The sequence below is a fragment of the Pantoea leporis genome (assembly GCF_028048155.1).
GTDB classification, from domain to species: Bacteria; Pseudomonadota; Gammaproteobacteria; order Enterobacterales; family Enterobacteriaceae; genus Pantoea; species Pantoea leporis.
On sequence record NZ_JALMEU010000010.1, the window covers coordinates 92,228 to 112,397 of the forward strand.

The 20,170-nt window shown below is 55.4% G+C and carries 18 protein-coding genes; 14 read left to right on the forward strand and 4 right to left on the reverse strand.

Going from position 1 to position 20,170, the window contains the following annotated elements; all coding sequences use genetic code 11:
- The first annotated feature begins 13 nt into the window (after nucleotides 1-13).
- The 11 genes from ndk (at nucleotide 14) to MWH02_RS19940 (ending at nucleotide 12,774) form a co-directional block, all read left to right on the forward strand.
- On the forward strand, nucleotides 14-445 hold the full coding sequence (ndk, locus tag MWH02_RS19890; RefSeq protein WP_007884899.1) for a nucleoside-diphosphate kinase: 432 nt from the start codon (nucleotides 14-16) through the stop codon (nucleotides 443-445).
- A 188-nt stretch (nucleotides 446-633) separates the two neighbouring features.
- Nucleotides 634-1,803 (forward strand): dual-specificity RNA methyltransferase RlmN, encoded by a 1,170-nt coding sequence (rlmN, locus tag MWH02_RS19895; protein WP_007884898.1) that lies wholly within the window; start codon nucleotides 634-636, stop codon nucleotides 1,801-1,803.
- A 75-nt stretch (nucleotides 1,804-1,878) separates the two neighbouring features.
- Nucleotides 1,879-2,613 (forward strand): type IV pilus biogenesis/stability protein PilW, encoded by a 735-nt coding sequence (gene pilW, locus MWH02_RS19900; protein WP_271461297.1) that lies wholly within the window; start codon nucleotides 1,879-1,881, stop codon nucleotides 2,611-2,613.
- Nucleotides 2,603-3,619: a cytoskeleton protein RodZ gene (rodZ, locus tag MWH02_RS19905; protein ID WP_137386283.1), complete on the forward strand. Its 1,017-nt coding sequence runs from the start codon at nucleotides 2,603-2,605 to the stop codon at nucleotides 3,617-3,619. The genes pilW and rodZ overlap by 11 nt, the downstream gene beginning before the upstream one ends.
- Before the next feature lie 38 nt (nucleotides 3,620-3,657).
- Nucleotides 3,658-4,779 carry a flavodoxin-dependent (E)-4-hydroxy-3-methylbut-2-enyl-diphosphate synthase gene (gene ispG / locus MWH02_RS19910; RefSeq protein WP_101763487.1) on the forward strand — a complete coding sequence of 374 codons (1,122 nt, stop codon included), beginning with the start codon at nucleotides 3,658-3,660 and terminating at the stop codon, nucleotides 4,777-4,779.
- Between the two features lie 105 nt (nucleotides 4,780-4,884).
- Nucleotides 4,885-6,159 (forward strand): histidine--tRNA ligase, encoded by a 1,275-nt coding sequence (gene hisS / locus MWH02_RS19915; protein WP_271461298.1) that lies wholly within the window; start codon nucleotides 4,885-4,887, stop codon nucleotides 6,157-6,159.
- 39 nt (nucleotides 6,160-6,198) lie between these two features.
- Nucleotides 6,199-6,816, forward strand: a complete 618-nt coding sequence (locus MWH02_RS19920) for a YfgM family protein (protein ID WP_101763489.1) — start codon at nucleotides 6,199-6,201, stop codon at nucleotides 6,814-6,816.
- A 19-nt stretch (nucleotides 6,817-6,835) separates the two neighbouring features.
- Complete coding sequence (gene bamB, locus MWH02_RS19925; RefSeq protein ID WP_110866466.1) at nucleotides 6,836-8,017, forward strand: outer membrane protein assembly factor BamB; 1,182 nt, start codon at nucleotides 6,836-6,838, stop codon at nucleotides 8,015-8,017.
- A 178-nt stretch (nucleotides 8,018-8,195) separates the two neighbouring features.
- Nucleotides 8,196-9,686, forward strand: coding sequence for a ribosome biogenesis GTPase Der (gene der, locus MWH02_RS19930; RefSeq protein WP_271461299.1), 1,491 nt, complete (start codon nucleotides 8,196-8,198; stop codon nucleotides 9,684-9,686).
- 94 nt (nucleotides 9,687-9,780) lie between these two features.
- Nucleotides 9,781-10,008 (forward strand): zinc ribbon domain-containing protein, encoded by a 228-nt coding sequence (locus MWH02_RS19935; RefSeq protein WP_210081469.1) that lies wholly within the window; start codon nucleotides 9,781-9,783, stop codon nucleotides 10,006-10,008.
- 327 nt (nucleotides 10,009-10,335) lie between these two features.
- Nucleotides 10,336-12,774 (forward strand): glucose/quinate/shikimate family membrane-bound PQQ-dependent dehydrogenase, encoded by a 2,439-nt coding sequence (locus MWH02_RS19940; protein WP_101763493.1) that lies wholly within the window; start codon nucleotides 10,336-10,338, stop codon nucleotides 12,772-12,774.
- Between the two features lie 87 nt (nucleotides 12,775-12,861).
- Here MWH02_RS19940 and MWH02_RS19945 read toward each other — a convergent pair whose 3' ends face one another.
- The 4 genes from MWH02_RS19945 to xseA form a co-directional block, all read right to left on the reverse strand.
- Nucleotides 12,862-13,044: a con-10 family general stress protein gene (locus MWH02_RS19945; RefSeq protein ID WP_045814915.1), complete on the reverse strand. Its 183-nt coding sequence runs from the start codon at nucleotides 13,042-13,044 to the stop codon at nucleotides 12,862-12,864.
- A 103-nt stretch (nucleotides 13,045-13,147) separates the two neighbouring features.
- The gene (locus tag MWH02_RS19950) at nucleotides 13,148-13,474 is read right to left on the reverse strand and encodes a protealysin inhibitor emfourin (protein WP_101763494.1); all 327 of its coding nucleotides are present in this window, start codon (nucleotides 13,472-13,474) and stop codon (nucleotides 13,148-13,150) included.
- Complete coding sequence (locus MWH02_RS19955; protein WP_271461300.1) at nucleotides 13,459-14,484, reverse strand: M4 family metallopeptidase; 1,026 nt, start codon at nucleotides 14,482-14,484, stop codon at nucleotides 13,459-13,461. Before MWH02_RS19955 ends, MWH02_RS19950 begins: the two co-directional genes overlap by 16 nt.
- Before the next feature lie 49 nt (nucleotides 14,485-14,533).
- A complete protein-coding gene (gene xseA, locus MWH02_RS19960) occupies nucleotides 14,534-15,907 on the reverse strand; it encodes an exodeoxyribonuclease VII large subunit (RefSeq protein ID WP_110866471.1) in 1,374 nt (457 codons plus the stop codon).
- Between the two features lie 169 nt (nucleotides 15,908-16,076).
- On the opposite strand from xseA, the gene guaB reads away from it, so the two are divergent.
- The 3 genes from guaB (at nucleotide 16,077) to MWH02_RS19975 (ending at nucleotide 20,143) form a co-directional block, all read left to right on the forward strand.
- The gene (guaB, locus tag MWH02_RS19965; protein WP_101763497.1) at nucleotides 16,077-17,543 is read left to right on the forward strand and encodes an IMP dehydrogenase; all 1,467 of its coding nucleotides are present in this window, start codon (nucleotides 16,077-16,079) and stop codon (nucleotides 17,541-17,543) included.
- 72 nt (nucleotides 17,544-17,615) lie between these two features.
- Nucleotides 17,616-19,196, forward strand: a complete 1,581-nt coding sequence (gene guaA, locus MWH02_RS19970; protein WP_101763498.1) for a glutamine-hydrolyzing GMP synthase — start codon at nucleotides 17,616-17,618, stop codon at nucleotides 19,194-19,196.
- A gap of 170 nt (nucleotides 19,197-19,366) precedes the next feature.
- Entirely contained in the window at nucleotides 19,367-20,143 is a 777-nt protein-coding gene (locus MWH02_RS19975; RefSeq protein WP_008108318.1) for a DUF3750 domain-containing protein, read from the forward strand.
- The last annotated feature ends 27 nt before the right edge of the window (nucleotides 20,144-20,170 follow it).

The window sequence follows — 20,170 nt, forward strand, 5'->3', positions numbered from 1 at the left end:
ACTAGAGGTCAACATGGCAATCGAACGTACTTTCTCAATCGTGAAACCAAACGCCGTCGCTAAGAACGTGATTGGTGCAATTTATAACCGTTTTGAAAGCGCGGGCTTCAAAATCGTTGGCGCAAAAATGCTGCACCTGACCAAAGAGCAGGCTGAAGGCTTCTACGCTGAGCACAAAGGCCGTCCATTCTTTGATGGTCTGGTTGAATTCATGACTTCTGGTCCGGTTGTGGTTTCTGTACTGGAAGGCGAAAACGCCGTTCAGCGTCACCGCGATCTGATGGGTGCAACTAACCCAGACAACGCGCTGGCAGGGACTCTGCGTGCGGATTACGCGGACAGCTTCACCGAGAACGCGACCCACGGTTCTGACTCTGCTGAATCTGCAGCACGCGAAATCGCGTACTTCTTCGCAGAAAACGAAGTCTGCCCACGCACTCGCTAAGTGCGTTGATGGCCTGAGCGGACACCCGTCTTTACAGCTGTTCAACCTCTGTAAAACGGTTCCCCTGGCATCATGCAGCAGATGTAGTACAATTATGCGCCCTTGTTGAGCCAGCCTCAGCGAGGGCGCTGTTTTTTTCCTACTATTAACCAGAGCCGTAACGTGTAACAACGAGGCCAGAGAACATTATGTCCGAACAGATTGTGACGCCGTCGTCCGCTTCCCCCGTGGTTGTTTCCCCAAAAAACGAAAAAATTAACCTGCTGGATCTTAACCGTCAGCAGATGCGCGAATTCTTTCTTGAGATGGGCGAAAAGCCGTTCCGTGCCGATCAGGTCATGAAGTGGATGTACCACTACTGCTGCGATGATTTCGAGCAGATGACCGACATCAACAAAGTGCTGCGCGGTAAGCTGATGCAGCGCGCTGAAATCCGTGCGCCGGAAGTAGCGGAAGAGATGCGTTCCACCGATGGCACCATTAAATGGGCGATTCGCGTGGGCGACCAGCTGGTTGAAACCGTCTACATCCCGGAAGCGGATCGCGCAACCCTGTGCGTTTCTTCACAGGTAGGCTGTGCGCTGGAGTGCAAATTCTGTTCGACGGCGCAGCAGGGCTTTAACCGCAACCTGCGCGTATCAGAAATTATCGGCCAGGTATGGCGCGCCGCGAAAATCATCGGTGCCGCGAAAATTACCGGTCAGCGCCCAATCACCAACGTGGTGATGATGGGCATGGGCGAACCGCTGCTGAATCTGAACAATGTGGTGCCGGCGATGGATATCATGCTGGACGACTTCGGTTTCGGTCTGTCAAAACGTCGCGTTACGCTGTCAACCTCAGGCGTGGTGCCGGCGCTGGATAAGCTGGGCGATATGATCGACGTAGCGCTGGCGATTTCACTGCACGCACCGAACGATGCGATTCGTGATGAGATCGTGCCGATCAACAAAAAGTACAACATCGAGACTTTCCTTGCGGCGGTCAAACGCTACATCGGCAAGTCCAACGCCAATCAGGGCCGTGTGACCATCGAGTATGTGATGTTGGATCACGTCAATGACAGCACCGACAACGCGCATGAACTGGCGGCACTGCTGAAAGAGACGCCGTGCAAAATCAACCTGATTCCGTGGAACCCCTTCCCGGGCGCGCCGTATGGCCGTAGCTCCAATAGCCGTATCGATCGCTTCTCCAAAGTGCTAATGGATTACGGTTTCACCACCATCGTGCGTAAAACCCGTGGTGATGATATCGACGCCGCTTGTGGTCAGCTGGCGGGCGATGTGATTGACCGTACCAAGCGTACGCTGCGTAAGAAAATGGCGGGCGAAGCCATCTCTGTGAAGGCGCTCTGAAAGCCAGCGCCTGCTGATATTCAGCGGGCGTAACTCATGTCAGTCTCTCCACATATTTTTCATGGAGAGACTGAAATGCGTAAAGGATTACCCGCCGCGATTCTGGCTGGCTTTGTTGTAACCGGTTGTGTCAATCATCCTGCAAAGCAGAGTGCAGCGGATATCCGTTTGCAGCTCGGATTGCATTATCTGGCGGTGAAGGATTATGCCGCTGCACAGCGCAATTTATTGCGTGCTCAGCAGGCAGCGCCGAAAGATTATCGCGTGCCGTTGGCCCTGGCCCGTGTGGCGCAGGCGCAGCAGAACAGTGCACAAACCCGCTGGCACTATCAGCAGGCGCAGCAGTTAGCGCCGCTGAATGGTTATGTGGCTAACAATTACGGTGCGTTTCTCTGCGGTTTAAGGCAGTATGACGAAGCGCATCAACAGTTTAAGCTGGCAATTGAGGCGCAGGAAATCGATGCTCGTCAGGATGCATTCCTGTTTTCGGGCTATTGTTACCTGCAGGCTGATGAGAGTGCCGCAGCGCGCGAGCAGTTAGGTTACGCGCTGGATGCCGCACCGGAGCAGGGCAGTCAACTGCTGAGGGAAGTGGAAAGGCGGCTTGAACAGCAGGAACAGCAGTCGGTTCCGCTGCTTTTAGAAGTGTACCACCAGCGTTTGCCCGCAACGGCAGAGAGCCTGTGGTTACAGATACGTTTCGCCGCGCAACAGGGAAACGCTGCTGACGTTACACGTTATGGCGACCGGTTGGCGCGAAGTTTTCCACAATCGATACAGTACCAGCGTTATTTAGCTAATGAATACTGAAGCCACTCAAGAGAATTCTGCAGTACATTCCACAGGTGAACGCCTGCGTCTGGCCCGTGAGCAGATGGGGCTGACCCAGCAAAACGTCGCTGAACGCCTGTGCCTGAAACTTACTACCGTGCGTGATATTGAAGAGGATAAATCACCAGCTGATTTGGCTTCGACATTCCTGCGCGGTTACATTCGCTCCTATGCCCGTCTGGTGCATGTGCCGGAAGATGACCTGCTGCCGATGATGGCAAAACAGGCTCCAGTTCGTGCTGCCAGGATCGAGCCGATGCAGAGCTTCTCATTGGGTAAGCGTCGTAAAAAGCGCGATGGCTGGCTGATGATCTTCACCTGGTTGGTGATTTTCGTCGTAGTCGGTTTGACCGGTGCGTGGTGGTGGCAGAACCATAAAGCGTCACAGGCTGATTTGGTGTCGATGGCCGATCAAAACGGCAGCGGCGACAATAGCCAGTCCATTCCATTGGGCGACAACAGCACCGACAGCAATACTGATGCGGATACTAACGCTGCCGGTACGCCAGTCGATAACGGAGCTGGCGCAGTGGCCACGCCTGAAAGCAACGCCGGCGCACCTGCGTCGAGCATGAGCAACAATGCGCAAACCACCGGCAGCGACAACGCCGTGGTTTCGCCAAGCCAGGCTCCGATTGATACAGCGCCGCCAGCGGCGACCTCTCCGGCGCCAGCAAACAGTGTTCCTGCTGGTCAAATGCCTACCGCGAATGCGGCAGTCAGCCAACCGGCAGGCGATCCGAATGCCATCGTAATGAACTTCAAAGCCGACTGCTGGCTGGAAGTCAGCGATGCGACCGGCAAGAAGTTGTTCAGCGGTTTGCAACGTAGCGGCGGTAAGCTGAGTTTGTCCGGAACGGCTCCGTATCGTCTGAAAATTGGCGCACCGGGTGCGGTTGACGTGCAATATCAGAATCAGCCCGTTGATTTAAGTCGTTTTATCCGTAATAACCAGGTTGCCCGTCTGACGCTGGGTGCGCAATAACGCGCAGCGCGCTTTCCGGGTAATTGTGGAGAGAGAATATGCATAACGAAGCACCCATCATCCGTCGCAAATCAACACGGATTTACGTCGGCAAGGTGCCAGTTGGCGATGGTGCGCCCATCGCCGTTCAGTCAATGACCAACACCCGCACCACTGACGTGGACGCCACCGTTAACCAGATTCGCCAGCTTGAGCGCGTCGGGGTTGATATCGTGCGCGTCTCCGTTCCCACTATGGATGCGGCTGAAGCCTTCAAACTGATTAAGCAACAGGTCAACGTGCCGCTGGTCGCGGACATTCACTTTGACTATCGCATCGCACTGAAAGTCGCTGAATATGGCGTGGATTGTCTGCGTATCAATCCAGGCAACATCGGCAACAATGAGCGTATTCGCCAGGTGGTGGATTGTGCGCGTCATTACAACATTCCGATCCGTATCGGCGTTAATGCCGGTTCGCTGGAAAAAGATCTGCAGGAAAAATATGGCGAGCCAACGCCGCAGGCGCTGCTCGAATCCGCGATGCGCCATGTGGATCACCTTGATCGCCTCAACTTTGATCAGTTCAAAGTGAGCGTCAAAGCCTCTGACGTCTTCCTTGCCGTTGAATCTTATCGTTTGCTGGCGAAAGCCATCGATCAGCCGCTGCACCTCGGTATCACCGAAGCGGGCGGCGCGCGTGCGGGTTCCGTGAAATCGGCGATCGGTTTAGGTTTACTGCTGGCCGAAGGCATCGGCGATACGCTGCGTATTTCGCTGGCGGCCGATCCGGTTGAAGAAGTGAAAGTCGGCTACGATATCCTCAAATCTCTGCGCATCCGCTCCCGCGGCATCAACTTTATTGCCTGCCCGACCTGTTCGCGTCAGGAGTTTGATGTCATCGGTACGGTCAATGCGCTGGAAGAGCGGCTGGAAGACATCATCACACCGATGGATATTTCCATTATCGGTTGCGTGGTGAACGGTCCGGGTGAAGCGACAGTTTCTACCCTCGGCGTGACCGGCGGAGCCAAGAAAAGCGGCTTCTACGAAGATGGTGTGCGCCAGCGCGATCGTCTCGATAACAACGACATGATCGACCAGCTGGAAGCGCGTATTCGCGCTAAAGCCAGCATGCTGGATGAAAGCCGCCGTATCAACGTGCAGCAGTTGGAAAAATAATCGTGGTGCGCGCCTGTCGCGTGCCAGTTTGTGATTGAACCTGTGCGGTTTCATCCTCATAAGGTATGATGCCGCTCAGGTTTTTTTGTCTTAAGAGATTCTAACGTGGCGAAGAATATTCAAGCGATTCGCGGGATGAACGATTATCTGCCGGCGGATACCGCGATTTGGCAGCGTATTGAAGGCACCCTTAAGCAGGTGCTGGCCAGTTATGGTTACAGTGAAATCCGTCTGCCAATCGTTGAGCACACCCCGTTGTTCAGCCGCGCGATCGGTGAAGTCACCGACGTGGTTGAGAAAGAGATGTACACCTTTGAAGACCGCAACGGCGAAAGCCTGACGCTGCGTCCGGAAGGCACTGCAGGTTGCGTGCGCGCCGGTATCGAGCACGGTCTGCTGTACAATCAGGAACAGCGTCTTTGGTACACCGGCCCGATGTTCCGCTACGAGCGCCCGCAGAAAGGTCGTTATCGCCAGTTCCATCAGATGGGTGTCGAAGTCTTCGGCCTGCAAGGCCCGGACGTAGATGCTGAGCTGATCATGATGACCGCGCGCTGGTGGAAAGCGTTAGGTATTGCCGAGCATGTTGAGCTGGAGCTGAACTCTATCGGTTCGCTGGACGCGCGTGCCAACTATCGCAGCGCGCTGGTGGCATTCCTTGAGCAACATCAGGACGTACTCGACGAAGATTGTAAACGCCGCATGTACACCAATCCACTGCGCGTGCTCGACAGCAAAAATCCTGACATCCAGAAACTGTTAAACGATGCGCCAACGCTAGGCGAATTCCTTGATGAGGAGTCACGCGAGCACTTCAGCGGCCTGTGCGCCTTGCTGGGCGACGCGGGCATTAACTATCGCATTAACCAGCGCCTGGTGCGCGGCCTCGATTACTATAACCGTACCGTGTTTGAATGGGTGACCAGCAGCCTCGGTTCGCAGGGCACCGTGTGCGGCGGCGGACGTTACGATGGTTTAGTTGAACAGCTGGGTGGACGTGCCACGCCAGCGGTTGGTTTTGCCATGGGTATGGAGCGTCTGGTGTTGCTGGTGCAAGCAGTTAATCCAGAATTTGAACCGACGCGCATTGTTGATGTCTATGTTATCGCTTCGGGGCAGGGCGTTCAGTCCGCCGCGATGCAACTGGCGGAAAAACTGCGTGATGCTGATCCGGCACTGAAGATGATGACCAACTTTGGTGGCGGTAACTTCAAGAAGCAATTTGCCCGTGCAGACAAGTGGGGCGCACGCATTGCGCTGGTGCTGGGCGAAGATGAAGTGAAAGCGGGCCAGGTTGTGGTGAAAGACCTGCGTACCGGCGATCAACAGACGCTGGCTCAGAGCGACGCCGCTGCGACGTTGCGCACGCTGCTGCAGTAAGCGCAGCACTGCAACAGCCATTTTAAAGAGAGGGATTGCGTGGAAGTTTACAGCAACGAAAACGAACAAGTTGACGCGCTGCGTCAGTTCTTTGCCAACAATGGCAAATTCCTGGCCGTTGGCGTAATCATCGGTATCGCTGCGCTGGGTGGCTGGCGTTTCTGGTCCAGTCATCAGGAAGGCACCGATAAAGCGGCATCAGCAGAATATCAACAGCTGACCAGCGCGATGCAGGCGGACAAGCCTGATTCGCTGGAAGCGGTCGCCACTTTCGCCAGCGAAAACAACAACACCTATGGTGCGTTGGCTTCGTTGGATCTGGCTAAGCAGTATGTTGAAACCAATCAGCTCGATAAAGCTATCACTCTGTTACAGAGTGGGCTGAAAGATACCAAAGATGCCAACCTGCAGGCGGTGATTAACCTGCGTCTGGCTCGCATTCAGTTGCAGCAAAGTCAGGCCGATGCCGCACTTTCTACCCTTAACAATGTTAAAGGTGATGGCTGGACAGCCATTGTGGCGGACATTCGTGGCGAAGCACTGCTGAGCAAAGGCGATAAGCAGGGCGCGCGTGATGCCTGGAGCAAAGGTGCTGAATCGCAGGCCTCTCCTGCGCTGAAGCAAATGCTGCAGATGAAGATGAATAACTTAAGTTAAGCCAGTCAAGAGAGCGCACATGGAATTACGTAAATACCTGCTGCCAGGGCTGATTTCAGTCACTCTGCTCAGCGGTTGCTCGCTGTTCAGCGGCGAAGAAGATGTAGTGAAAATGGCCCCGCTGCCTAAAGTGGAAAACCAGTTTACGCCGCAGACCGCGTGGAGCACCTCGGTTGGCGATGGCGTTGGTGATTTCTATTCCAATCTGCATCCAGCCTGGCTGGACGGTACCGTGTATGCTGCGGATCGTTTTGGTGTGGTTAAAGCGCTTGATGCCAGCAATGGTAAAGAGAAATGGAAAGTCGATCTCTCTGAGAAAACCGGCTTCTTCTCGAAAAACATCTCGGCACTGCTCTCTGGCGGCGTCACCGCCAGCGGCGATCGCATCTACATCGGTAGCGAACGTGGTCAGGTATTTGCGTTGAATACCAGCGATGGTGGCATTGCCTGGCAGACCAAGGTCGCCGGTGAAGCGCTGTCGCGTCCGGTGGTGAGCGACGGTTTAGTGCTGGTTCACACCAGCAACGGTATGTTGCAAGGCCTTGATCAGAGCACTGGCGTGATCAAATGGACCGTTAACCTTGATATGCCTGCGCTGTCACTGCGCGGTGAATCAGCCCCGACCGTGGCCTTTGGTGGCGCAATTGTGGGTGGCGATAATGGCCGCGTGAGCGCAGTCATCGTCAATCAAGGTCAGCTGATTTGGCAGCAGCGTATTTCGCAGCCAAGCGGCGCCACGGAAATCGATCGCCTGAGCGACGTCGATACTACGCCAGTCGTGGTAAACGGTGTGGTTTATGCGCTGGCGTATAACGGTAACCTCACCGCGCTGGAACTGCGTTCTGGTCAGGTGCTGTGGAAACGTGAGATTGGCGGCGTGAAAGACATGGTGGTGGATGCGGGTCGTATCTATCTGGTCGATCAGGATGACCGCGTGATTGCCCTGAATGCTGATGGTGGCGTAGCCATCTGGCGTCAAAGCGATCTGCTGCATCGTAATCTGACCTCGCCGGTGCTGTTCAACGGTTATCTGGTTGTCGGTGATAGCGAAGGTTATCTGCACTGGATTAACACCCTTGACGGCCGCTTCGTGGCGCAGCAGAAACTGGACAGCGATGGCTTCCAGACTGAACCGGTGGTTGCCGGTGACAAGCTGCTGATCCAGGCGAAAGGCGGAGAAGTTTACGCCATCACCCGTTAAGGATATGGCTCTGCGGGAACGCGTTTCCCGCTCGCTTACACGGCTCCTGATTCGTCAGGGGCCGTTTCGTTTTTAGTCAGGCATGGTATTCTTTGCGCCTTCAGCCTGACGCCTGGCGTCAAATGTCGTTATAATCACGCCATTCGGGCGAATTATTTTAAAAACTGAGGCAAGTGTTATGGTACCTGTGGTCGCGCTGGTTGGGCGTCCCAATGTGGGAAAATCTACGCTATTTAACCGTTTAACACGCACACGTGATGCGCTGGTGGCGGATTTTCCTGGACTGACTCGCGATCGCAAATATGGTCGCGCCGAAGTGGAAGGGCGCGAATTCATTGTTATTGATACCGGCGGTATTGATGGCACCGAAGAGGGCGTAGAAAACCGCATGGCGGAGCAGTCGCTGCTGGCGATTGAAGAAGCCGATGTGGTGCTGTTTATGGTGGATGCGCGCGCGGGCGTAATGCCGGCGGATCAGCAAATCGCTAATCATCTGCGTGCCCGTGAGAAAGCCACCTTTGTTGTCGCCAACAAAACTGACGGTATCGACCCGGAAGCGGCGGTGCTGGATTTCTATGCGCTGGGCTTAGGCGAGATTCACGCCATTGCAGCTTCGCATGGCCGCGGCGTTAACAACCTGCTGGAAACCGCACTGTTGCCGTGGATGGAAGAAATCGTTCCAGAAGTCGAGCTCACTGAAGAAGAAGAGAACGCTGCTTATTGGGCCGATTTAGAAGAAGAGAGTGAGAAGGCGCTGGAGGAAGAGGAAGAAGAAGATTTCGACCCAACCACACTGCCAATCAAACTCGCTATCGTTGGCCGCCCGAACGTGGGTAAGTCAACGCTAACTAACCGCATTCTTGGCGAAGACCGTGTCGTGGTCTTCGACATGCCGGGCACCACGCGCGACAGCATCTATATTCCGATGGAACGTGACGGACGTGAGTATGTCCTGATTGATACCGCTGGCGTACGTAAGCGCGGTAAAATCACCGAAACCGTCGAAAAATTCTCAGTTATCAAAACGTTGCAAGCGATCGAAGATGCTAACGTGGTGATGCTGGTGATTGATGCCCGTGCCGGAATCTCCGATCAGGATCTCTCGCTGCTCGGCTTTATCCTGAACAGTGGGCGCTCACTGGTGATCGTGGTCAACAAGTGGGATGGCATGACGCAGGAAGCCAGAGATGAAGTCAAAGAGATGTTGGACTTCCGCCTGGGCTTTATCGATTTTGCGCGCATCCACTTTATTTCCGCCCTGCACGGCAGCGGCGTCGGCAACCTGTTCGAATCGGTGACCGAAGCGTACGACTGCTCCACCAAGCGTGTGGGCACCGCAATGCTGACGCGCATCATGACCATGGCCGCCGACGATCACCAACCGCCGTTGGTGCGGGGTCGCCGCGTGAAGCTGAAGTATGCGCACGCCGGTGGTTATAACCCGCCAATCGTGGTGATTCACGGCAACCAGGTGAAAGATCTGGCTGATTCCTATAAGCGTTACCTGATGAACTACTTCCGTCGTTCACTCAACGTTATGGGTACGCCGATTCGCATTCAGTTCAAAGAAGGCGATAACCCGTACGCGGGCAAACGCAACCTGTTGACGCCAACGCAGCAGCGTAAACGTCAGCGTCTGATGTCGCATCTGAAGAAGAACAAGCGTTAAGATGAGAAGGGCCCAGCAGGGCCCTTTTTTTTCACCTGTAACTTGTAGTGGCGCCATTTATGGCGGCCGCCATCCAAAGCGCAGAGGATAATGGATGAACTTTTCCTGCCCAACCTGTCAGCAACCACTCACTCTCAGTGAAACCGGTTTTGACTGCCCCAATTGTGAACGTCATTTCGATCGTATCGCCTTATGCCCGGATTGCCATCAGCCGTTACAAGTGCTGAAAGCCTGTGGCGCTGTCGACTACTTTTGTCAGCACGGCGACGGTCTCATCTCGAAAAAGCGCGTCGAATTTACGCCTGACTTCATCGCAGATTAAAAACTCCGGATTCCAAGCCTAAAGTTATTAACCAGTTACGCCTGGATTTGTAGCAAAAATGCTATTAACCAGTGACTGCCGCGTTATGGATATTCACTTTTTATTGTACCAGGTGGTACAATCCTGCCGCCTTGTCGCGAGAATCACTCTCACCTACGTTGTGTCCTCGCTCACAAGCGCCGAATCACGGGCATTGCACCCGTATCAATAGATATAAAATAAAGCGTAACGGAATAGTTCCAGTCTCCCGCTGCGGCTGGGGCCTTGTCATCGGCTGCCACAGATTTATCGGCGCCAGCGCTTTATTTTTTCAGGAGAGTTTTTGTTATGGCAGAAAATTCCGCTCGTCCCGGCAAAGGGCTGAGCATCTGGTCCGTACTGTTTGGCCTGGTCTTGCTGGCAATCGGCTTGTTCTTCGCAATCGGCGGCGGCAAGCTGGTCGCGCTGGGCGGCAGCTGGTACTTCCTCATCGCCGGTATCGTTATGTTGCTGGCGGCCATTCAGTTCTTCCGTCGCAAATCATCCGCCGTCACCCTGTTTATTCTGGTGTTTGCTGGCACGCTGATTTGGTCACTGTATGATGCAGGCCTGCATTTCTGGCCGCTGGTCTCGCGCTTGATGGTGCCGGCCGGCTTGATGCTGTTTGCATTCCTCACCTGGCCAGCCCTGCGTAAAAGCGAAGGCAAAAGCTCCCTGGCAAAAGTCTCTTATGTGCTGTCTGCGGTGATCGTGGTGGGCATGGTGGCGACTTTCGTGCAGATGTTCCAGCCGCATCCTACCGTGGCATTTGACGGTAAACAGCTGCCGCTGATTCCGGTCGATAAATCAAAACCTCAGCAAGACTGGAGCAGCTACGGCCGTACGCCGGGTGGCGACCGCTTCGCTGCCATCGATCAGATTACCCGCGATAACGTGAAAGATCTGCAGGTTGCCTGGACTTTCCACACTGGCGATACGCCAATCAGCCCAACCGGTAACGGTGCGGAAGATCAGCAAACCCCGCTGCAGGTGGGCAACACGCTGTTCCTGTGCACCCCGCATAACAATGTGATTGCGGTTGCCGCAGACAGTGGTAAGGAAATCTGGAAACGCGAAATCAACGCGCAGGCAGAAGTGTGGAACCGCTGCCGTGGCTTAGCCTATTTCGATGCGACTAAACCCCTGCAGCAGCCAACCGAGCCGGGTTCAACGCCGGTTACTGCCGCTGTGCTGCCTGCTGGCGACACCTGTCAGCGTCGTATTCTGATGAACACCATTGATGCGCGTCTGATTGCTATCAACGCCGACAACGGTGAGCTGTGCGACACCTTCGGTACGCACGGTGTGGTTGACCTGAAAACCGGTCTGGGCAGTGCGCCAGATCCGCAATATCAGTTGACGTCACCGCCAGCGATGGCCGGTACCACTGTTGTTGTGGGTGGTCGTGTCGCCGATAACGTACAGACCGACATGCCTGGCGGCGTGCTGCGTGGTTTTGACGTCATCACCGGTCAGATGCGTTGGGCGTTTGACCCAGGCAACGACGACCCCAATGCGGTGCTGATGCCGGGTAAAAATTACACCCGCAGTACGCCAAACTCGTGGGCGCCAATGTCTTACGATCCGGCAATGAACACCGTGTTCCTGCCGATGGGTAGCTCGTCAGTGGATCTGTGGGGTGCGAACCGTACCAAACTGGATCACACTTACGGCGCATCAATCCTGGCGTTGGATGCCACCACCGGTAAGCAGAAGTGGGTTTATCAGACCGTGCATAACGATCTGTGGGACTTCGACCTGCCAATGCAGCCGAGCCTGGTCGACTTCCCGATGAAGGACGGCACTAACAAGCCAGCTGTAGTTATCGGCGCGAAAACCGGCATGATCTGGGTGCTGGACCGCCTGACCGGCAAGCCTTTGACCAAAGTTGAAGAGCTGCCGATGCCGCAGGGTCACATCCCGAACGAGCAGTACACCAAAACTCAGCCGCACTCCGTGGAAATGCCAAATATCGGCAACCAGAAAATGACGGAATCGGATATGTGGGGTGCAACACCGTTTGATCAGCTGGCGTGCCGTATTGCCTTTAAAGGCATGCGTTACGATGGTCTGTTCACCGTGCCGGATACCGATAAATCCCTCAGCTTCCCAGGTTCACTGGGCGGTATGAACTGGGGCGGTATCTCGTTTGACCCGAACAACCAGTACATGTTCGTTAACGACATGCGTCTGGGCCTGTGGGTACAGATGATTCCACAAGACACCAGCAAAACGGCGGCCAGCAACGGTGGTGAAGCTATCAACACCGGTATGGGTGCGGTTCCGCTGAAAGGCACACCGTACGCGGTGAACAAAAACCGTTTCATGTCGCCGCTGGGCATTCCGTGCCAGGCTCCGCCGTTCGGTACGCTGTCAGCGATTGACATGAAAACCCGTCAGATTGTGTGGCAGGTGCCGGTGGGTACGGTAGAAGATACCGGTCCGTTTGGTATCAAAATGCGCGCGAAAATGCCAATTGGTATGCCGACCTTAGGCGGCACGCTGGCAACGCAGGGTGGCCTGGTGTTCATCGCGGGTACGCAGGATTACTATCTGCGCGCTTTCGATAGCTCAACCGGTAAAGAAGTGTGGAAAGCACGTCTGCCAGTCGGCAGCCAGGGCGGTCCAATCAGCTATGTTTCGCCGAAAACCGGCAAACAGTACATCCTGATCTCCGCAGGCGGTGCACGTCAGTCGCCAGACCGTGGTGATTACGTGATTGCTTACGCGCTGCCAGACAGCAAGTAAGTTAAAAAAGGAGAAAGGCCGACATCATGATGTCGGCCTTTTTTTTATCACCCTCCGTGGCACATCTCTTCCTTTAAGGCACCTTAATTACTGCTGCTTAGAAGGGCGACGGCTTTTTTGACCTCCTTTTCTTCCAGCTTCCCTGGCTCTTTCAGGATCGTTTCTGAAATTACCCCCACTGACTTTGCCGCCAGCGCTACCGGCTTCCCTGGCGCGCTCCGGGTCCTCTGCAAAGTTCCCGGCACCACCTCGTTGCTTTTTTTGTGTCATAGCAGAGACCTCATCTAAGGGTGTTTTCTTCGACGTGGACTAGCTAGCCACATAATGAGTATAGTCAATCAGTTACGCTCTGCCTTGAGAGATCTCCGATAACCTATTCACCGTCTCGCCACAGCGATTGCAGCTCGGGGGGCGCCAGTTGTTCGGGAATTAAAATCACGAAACTTCCCGCTTCGCGATGGGTAGCATAGGTGATTTGAATGCGGTAGTAGCGCTGATCGCCACGACCGACATTTGCCGCCTGATCTTCCGTTTCCCCCAAGGGCATTGCCTGTTCCAGCACCTCGCAGACGCGCTGCTTTTGCGGTTCCGGCAGTTCCGCCAGCGTAAAGCGCCGCTCTCCGCGCAGTTTAGGGATAAAAGCGATTCCGCCTTCCCGCGCCAGTTCGATGATTGCGTCATCGGTCAGTTGGATGTCCATGTTACGCCTACCTGCTGCCAGGCAGATTGGATCTTTTCCGCCACTGAGCTGTTGAATCGTTGATTGGCGTGCTGCACGGTAAAGCGCGCAAAGGTGCTGAAATCGGCATCCTGCGGCAGCGTTTTGTCGCACAGCGTGTCGTACCACGCTTGACCGGCCTGTTCCCACGCAAAGCCGCCCAGCGCTTTAGCGGCGAGGTAAAAGGCGCGATTGGGAATGCCGGAATTGAGGTGCACGCCGCCGTTGTCGTCACGCGTTTCGATGTAGTGCGCCATATCGGCCGGTTGCGGATCTTTACCCAGCACCGGATCATCGTAAGCCGTTCCCGGTGACGACATCGAGCGCAATCCGCGCCCGTTGATGCCCTGCGCCAGTAGACCTTCGCCGATAATCCAGTCGGCCTGATCGGCGCTCTGCTTGAGGTGAAATTGCTTCACCAGCGAACCAAACACGTCAGACATCGATTCATTCAGCGCGCCTGCCTGTTGGAAATAGATTAATCCCGCTTCGGTTTCTGTCACGCCGTGCGTCAGCTCGTGCGCCACCACATCCAGCGCGATAGTGAAGCGATTGAAAATCTCGCCGTCACCGTCACCAAACACCATCTGCTGCCCGTTCCAGAAGGCGTTCTGATACTCCTTGCCGTAATGCACGGTGCCATCGAGCTTCAGGCCTTTATTGTCCAGCGAGTTGCGTTGGTAGATTTGCCAGAAGAAATCGTAGGTAATGCCGAGATAGTTCCAGGCTTCTTCGGCTGCAACATCACCATTTCCCGGCTGGCCTTCTTCGCGCACCAACGTGCCGGGCAGATTTTGCGTCCCTTCGGCGTCATAGATAGCACGCAGCACTGTACCTGGCTGAGTGGTGGCGGTGCTTGCTGGTTTAGCGTTATGTTCGCCCATCAGGTGCTGGACGTGGGTGAGGGTGCGGCGCGCGTAGTCTTGCTGCGCGCCGGAGCAGTTATCAATGATATTGCGCAGAATGTAGGGAGGAATAACGCTGTAAGACATAAAAAAACTCCTGGCCATTGAGGTACATGCCAGAAGTATAGTTTTCCCGCTATGAACGCGCTTTGCGGCTCCGGGATTTCTGCGGTTCGAGTGCGGTAACCTGGCTTTCCACCCAACCATCGTCCAGCCGGGTGCGCAGCAAGTCGCCTTTGCTCAGCTGTTGAGTTTTCTTCACCACCTGACCTTGGGTGTCGGTGGTTACGCTGAAGCCACGCGCCAGCGTTGCCAGCGGGCTCACGCCTTCCAGCTGTGCCGCCAGCGTGCCAAAGCGCTGACGATTGTGATTGAGCTGCTTCTCCATGCCCTGCTGTAAGCGATAGTGCCATTGCTGGAGCTGCTGCTGAGCGCGCAGAATACGTCCCTGCGGCTGCTGGGCGTTAAGGCGTTGCAGCAGGCGATCCTGCTGACGATTGGCCACACGCATGCGCTGGTCCATCGCTTCACCGAGACGGCGCTGCAGCTGGAAGAGCGCGGTTTGCTGGCGTGCCAGACGCAGCTGTGGATGCTGCTGCTGCAAGCGGTGCTGAATGCGCGTGAAGCGACGCTGCTGCTGAGCCAGATAGAAATCCATCGCCATCTCCATGCGCTGCTGCTGCGACTGCAAACGGCGCAACAGCTCAAGCTGATTACGGCTCACCAATTCTGCCGCAGCAGACGGCGTCGGCGCACGTAAATCCGCTACGAAGTCAGCGATGGTGACATCGGTTTCATGCCCAACGGCGCTGACAATCGGCAGGCGGCTGGCAAAAATCGCTCGCGCCACGCGCTCATCATTGAAACTCCACAAATCTTCCAGCGAACCGCCGCCACGACCGACAATCAGCACGTCACACTCATCGCGCTGGTTAGCCAGCTCAATGGCACGCACAATGCCAGCCGGCGCATCCACGCCTTGCACCGCGGTGGGATAGATAATCACCGGCAGTGAAGGATCGCGTCGATGCAGCACGCGCAGCACGTCGTGCAGCGCCGCGCCGGTGGCGGAGGTAATCACGCCCACCTGACGCGCCGGATCCGGCAGCGGCTGTTTGAACTGTTGATCGAATAAGCCTTCCGCGGCTAAACGCGCTTTCAGCTGCTCGAATTGCTGCTGCAGCAAGCCTTCACCGGCCGGATGCATGCTTTCGATAATCAGCTGATAATCGCCGCGCGGCTCATACAGCGTGATGCTGGCGCGTACTAACACTTGCTGGCCATGTTGAGGACGGAAGGTGACGCGACGGTTGCTGTTGCGGAACATCGCGCAGCGAACTTGTGCGCCATCATCCTTCAACGTGAAGTACCAATGACCGGAAGAGGGCTGAGTGAAATTTGAAATTTCAGCGCTGAGCCACACCAGGCCCATCTCATTTTCCAGCAGTTGGCGCACCGTGGTGTTCAGGCGGCTGACGGTAAAAATATTGGCGGTTGGCGGTAGCGACATGTGATGTAGATCAAATTTTAAATCAGAGGGTTAATCAACTGATACTACATTGCTTGCCCCGAGGATCAAGACATTTTCTGAAAAAACACTGGAGGCAATCGGTTTCGGCCTGTATAATGCCGCGGCAATATTTTATCTGTTTTAATCGCCCCCAGGTGGAGATATTGCAATGTTAAGAATCGCTAAAGAAGCCCTCACATTTGACGACGTTCTGCTCGTTCCCGCTCACTCCACTGTCTTACCGAACACCGCTGATCTCAGCACTCAACTGACGAAAAACATTCGTCTGAACATCCCCATGCTCTCCGCTGCAATGGACACCGTGACCGAAGCCGGTCTGGCAATTGCGCTGGCGCAGGAAGGTGGTTTGGGCTTTATTCACAAAAACATGTCAATTGAGCGCCAGGCGGATGAAGTTCGTAAGGTGAAAAAACACGAAAGCGGCGTCGTTACCGATCCACAAACCGTGCTGCCAACTACCGCGCTGGCGGCGGTGAAAGAGCTGACCGAACGTAACGGCTTCGCCGGCTACCCGGTCGTGAACACCGACAACGAGCTGGTGGGCATCATCACGGGCCGTGACGTGCGTTTTGTTACCGACCTGACCTTACCAGTTTCCGCGGTGATGACCCCTAAAGAGCGCCTGGTAACGGTGAAAGAGGGTGAAGCACGCGAAGTTGTGCTGCACAAAATGCATGAAAAACGTGTTGAGAAAGCGCTGGTTGTTGATGACAGCTTCCACCTGCTGGGCATGATCACCGTTAAAGACTTCCAAAAAGCCGAACGTAAACCTAACGCGTGTAAAGATGCGGAAGGCCGTCTGCGCGTAGGCGCTGCTGTTGGTGCCGGTGCGGGCAATGAAGAGCGCGTTGATGCGCTGGTTGCTGCCGGTGTTGACGTGCTGCTGATTGACTCATCACACGGTCACTCTGAAGGCGTGCTGCAGCGTATTCGTGAAACCCGTGCAAAATACCCGAACCTGGAAATCATCGGCGGCAACGTTGCCACCGGCGCAGGCGCATTGGCGCTGGCGCAGGCCGGCGTGAGCGCGGTGAAAGTGGGGATCGGTCCTGGCTCAATCTGTACCACGCGTATCGTCACTGGTGTTGGCGTGCCACAGATCACCGCGGTTTCTGATGCGGTTGCCGCGCTGGAAGGCACCGGCATTCCGGTTATCGCTGATGGCGGCATCCGCTTCTCTGGCGACATCGCTAAAGCGATTGCAGCAGGCGCAGCGGCCGTCATGGTCGGTTCTATGCTGGCTGGTACCGAAGAGTCTCCGGGCGAAATCGAGCTGTATCAGGGCCGTTCGTTCAAGTCTTATCGCGGTATGGGTTCACTGGGCGCGATGTCTAAAGGCTCTTCAGATCGTTACTTCCAGAGCGATAACGCCGCTGACAAACTGGTACCGGAAGGTATCGAAGGCCGCGTGGCCTATAAAGGCCGCCTGAAAGAGATCGTGCACCAGCAGATGGGCGGCTTACGCTCTTGCATGGGCCTGACGGGTTGCCAGACCATTGACGATCTGCGCACCAAAGCGGAGTTCGTGCGTATCAGCGGCGCGGGCATCAATGAAAGCCACGTGCATGACGTGACCATCACCAAAGAGTCACCAAACTACCGCATGGGTTCATAATCCCGTAAAATTTAGCGCCCGGCACCCGCCGGGCGCTTTTATTATTAAGTCCATCCCAATGGAAACGCCTCAATGACGACTGAAAATATTCATAAACATCGCATTTTGATCCTCGATTTTGGTTCTCAGTATACGCAGCTGGTTGCGCGCCGCGTGCGCGAGCTGGGTGTCTACTGCGAACTCTGGGCGTGGGATGTCACCGAAGAGCAAATTCGCCAGTTTAACCCGAACGGCATCATTCTCTCTGGCGGTCCGGAGAGCACCACCGAGCTGAACAGCCCGCGTGCGCCGGAATACGTGTTTAACGCGGGTGTGCCAGTGTTGGGCGTCTGCTACGGCATGCAGACCATGGCGATGCAGTTGGGCGGCAAGGTTGAAGGCTCTAACGAGCGCGAATTTGGTTATGCGCAGGTTGAAGTGCTGACTCAGAGCGCGCTGGTGCGTGACATCGAAGATGCGATTAGCGCAGCAGGTAAACCGCTGCTGGACGTTTGGATGAGCCACGGCGACAAAGTCACCGCCATCCCAGCCGGTTTCGAAACCGTTGCCAGCACCGAAACCTGTCCGTTTGCCATCATGGCTAACGAAGAGAAGAAATTCTACGGCGTGCAGTTCCACCCGGAAGTGACGCACACGCGTCAGGGCCTGCGTATGCTTGAGCGTTTCATTCGTGACATCTGCGGCTGTGAAGCGCTGTGGACGCCAGCCAAAATCATCGAAGATGCGGTTGAGCGTATTCGTCAGCAGGTTGGCGATGACAAAGTGATTCTCGGTCTGTCTGGCGGCGTGGACTCTTCTGTGACCGCGATGCTGCTGCATCGCGCCATCGGCGAGCGTCTGACCTGCGTGTTCGTGGATAACGGCCTGCTGCGTCTGAATGAAGCTGAGCAGGTGCTGGAAATGTTCGGTGACCACTTCGGTCTGAACATCGTGCACGTTGCGGCAGAAGCGCGCTTCCTTGATGCGCTGGCGGGCGAGAACGATCCCGAAGCCAAACGTAAAATCATCGGCCGCGTATTCGTAGAGGTGTTTGACGAGCAGGCGCTGCGTCTGGAAGACGTGAAGTGGCTGGCACAAGGCACCATCTATCCTGACGTGATCGAATCGGCGGCTTCTGCCACCGGTAAAGCGCACGTGATCAAATCGCACCACAACGTGGGCGGTTTGCCGAAAGAGATGAAGATGGGCCTGGTTGAGCCGCTGAAAGAGCTGTTCAAAGACGAAGTGCGTAAAATCGGTCTGGAACTCGGCCTGCCGTACGACATGCTGTATCGTCATCCGTTCCCAGGTCCAGGTTTGGGCGTGCGCGTGCTGGGCGAAGTGAAGAAAGAGTACTGCGACCTGCTGCGCCGTGCAGACGCTATCTTCATCGAAGAGCTGCATAAAGCTGACCTGTACAACAAAGTCAGCCAGGCGTTCACCGTGTTCCTGCCAGTACGTTCTGTTGGCGTGATGGGCGATGGTCGTAAATATGATTGGGTAGTTTCACTGCGTGCGGTGGAAACCATCGACTTCATGACAGCGCACTGGGCGCACCTGCCGTACGATTTCCTCGGCCGCGTCTCTAACCGCATCATCAACGAAGTTAACGGCATTTCCCGCGTGGTTTATGATATTTCAGGTAAACCACCTGCGACGATTGAGTGGGAATAAATCCTGCTTTGATCACTGCGTAAAAACGAAGCCCGCTTAATTGCGGGCTTTTTTTTCAAACCTTCTGATGGCAAATCATGCGGCTAAATGTATCGCATAGTTCGTGAATACAAATCCCACCGTTTCGATGCAAGATAGCGAGTAATTTTTTACTCATCAGGATGCCGTCGATGTTGCCTTTCAAAGCCGTACTGATCTCTTTTCTTTGCATCATCTTGCTTTCATTAGGCGCAAGTCTGGCACAGGCAACGCGAAGCGGTGAGCTCACCTCTGAACGCGGTGGCTGGGCATCAGCAAGGCGCGATTCGGCCGGTATCGCACCGGATCCGCAGCGTTATGCGGCAGAAGCTATCGTGCAGGTTTATGCTGCGCCGACTTATGGCTGGAAGGGCGCGGTGGCGGTGCATCCGTGGATTATCTTCAAGCGCGCCGGTGAAACCCGCTATAACCGTTACGAAGTGATTAGCTGGGGCAGCGGCGATAAAGTGCGTCGTAACAGCAATCTTCCCGATGGTTATTGGTACGGTGCGAAGCCGCGTCTGCTGGTTGACCATCGCGGCAGTAGCGCAGAAGCGATGATTCCGCAGATCGAAGCGGCCATTAAATCCTATCCCTGGCCGACCACGTATCACGCCTGGCCGGGACCCAACAGCAATACTTTTATGGCGCATATCGGCCGCGAGGTTCCGGCATTGAAGCTCGACCTGCCGGCTAACGCGCTCGGCAAAGATTATCGCTCGCTGCTTAATCCGGTAGGTTTACCACCTTCAGGTCGCGGCGTGCAGCTTTCCCTGCTGGGCGTGTTGGGTGTGACGGTTGGCGCGGAAGAGGGGCTGGAAGTGAACTTGCTGGGATTAAACATGGGGCTGGATTTCACACCATTTAGGCTGCGTCTGCCGTTTATCGGCGGCATCGGTCAGAATAATGTGCAGCGAGACAATCCCTAAAAATGGCCCCGATTTGGGGCCATTTTT

Excerpts from the sequence above, each read along its gene's own strand:
- ndk (WP_007884899.1), top strand. The coding sequence starts at position 14 with ATGGCAATCGAACGTACTTTCTCAATCGTGAAACCAAACGCCGTCGCT.
- rlmN (WP_007884898.1), top strand. The coding sequence starts at position 634 with ATGTCCGAACAGATTGTGACGCCGTCGTCCGCTTCCCCCGTGGTTGTT.
- pilW (WP_271461297.1), top strand. The coding sequence starts at position 1,879 with ATGCGTAAAGGATTACCCGCCGCGATTCTGGCTGGCTTTGTTGTAACC.
- rodZ (WP_137386283.1), top strand. The coding sequence starts at position 2,603 with ATGAATACTGAAGCCACTCAAGAGAATTCTGCAGTACATTCCACAGGT.
- ispG (WP_101763487.1), top strand. The coding sequence starts at position 3,658 with ATGCATAACGAAGCACCCATCATCCGTCGCAAATCAACACGGATTTAC.
- bamB (WP_110866466.1), top strand. The coding sequence starts at position 6,836 with ATGGAATTACGTAAATACCTGCTGCCAGGGCTGATTTCAGTCACTCTG.
- der (WP_271461299.1), top strand. The coding sequence starts at position 8,196 with ATGGTACCTGTGGTCGCGCTGGTTGGGCGTCCCAATGTGGGAAAATCT.
- MWH02_RS19935 (WP_210081469.1), top strand. The coding sequence starts at position 9,781 with ATGAACTTTTCCTGCCCAACCTGTCAGCAACCACTCACTCTCAGTGAA.
- MWH02_RS19940 (WP_101763493.1), top strand. The coding sequence starts at position 10,336 with ATGGCAGAAAATTCCGCTCGTCCCGGCAAAGGGCTGAGCATCTGGTCC.
- MWH02_RS19945 (WP_045814915.1), bottom strand. The coding sequence starts at position 13,044 with ATGACACAAAAAAAGCAACGAGGTGGTGCCGGGAACTTTGCAGAGGAC.
- MWH02_RS19950 (WP_101763494.1), bottom strand. The coding sequence starts at position 13,474 with ATGGACATCCAACTGACCGATGACGCAATCATCGAACTGGCGCGGGAA.
- MWH02_RS19955 (WP_271461300.1), bottom strand. The coding sequence starts at position 14,484 with ATGTCTTACAGCGTTATTCCTCCCTACATTCTGCGCAATATCATTGAT.
- xseA (WP_110866471.1), bottom strand. The coding sequence starts at position 15,907 with ATGTCGCTACCGCCAACCGCCAATATTTTTACCGTCAGCCGCCTGAAC.
- guaB (WP_101763497.1), top strand. The coding sequence starts at position 16,077 with ATGTTAAGAATCGCTAAAGAAGCCCTCACATTTGACGACGTTCTGCTC.
- guaA (WP_101763498.1), top strand. The coding sequence starts at position 17,616 with ATGACGACTGAAAATATTCATAAACATCGCATTTTGATCCTCGATTTT.
- MWH02_RS19975 (WP_008108318.1), top strand. The coding sequence starts at position 19,367 with ATGTTGCCTTTCAAAGCCGTACTGATCTCTTTTCTTTGCATCATCTTG.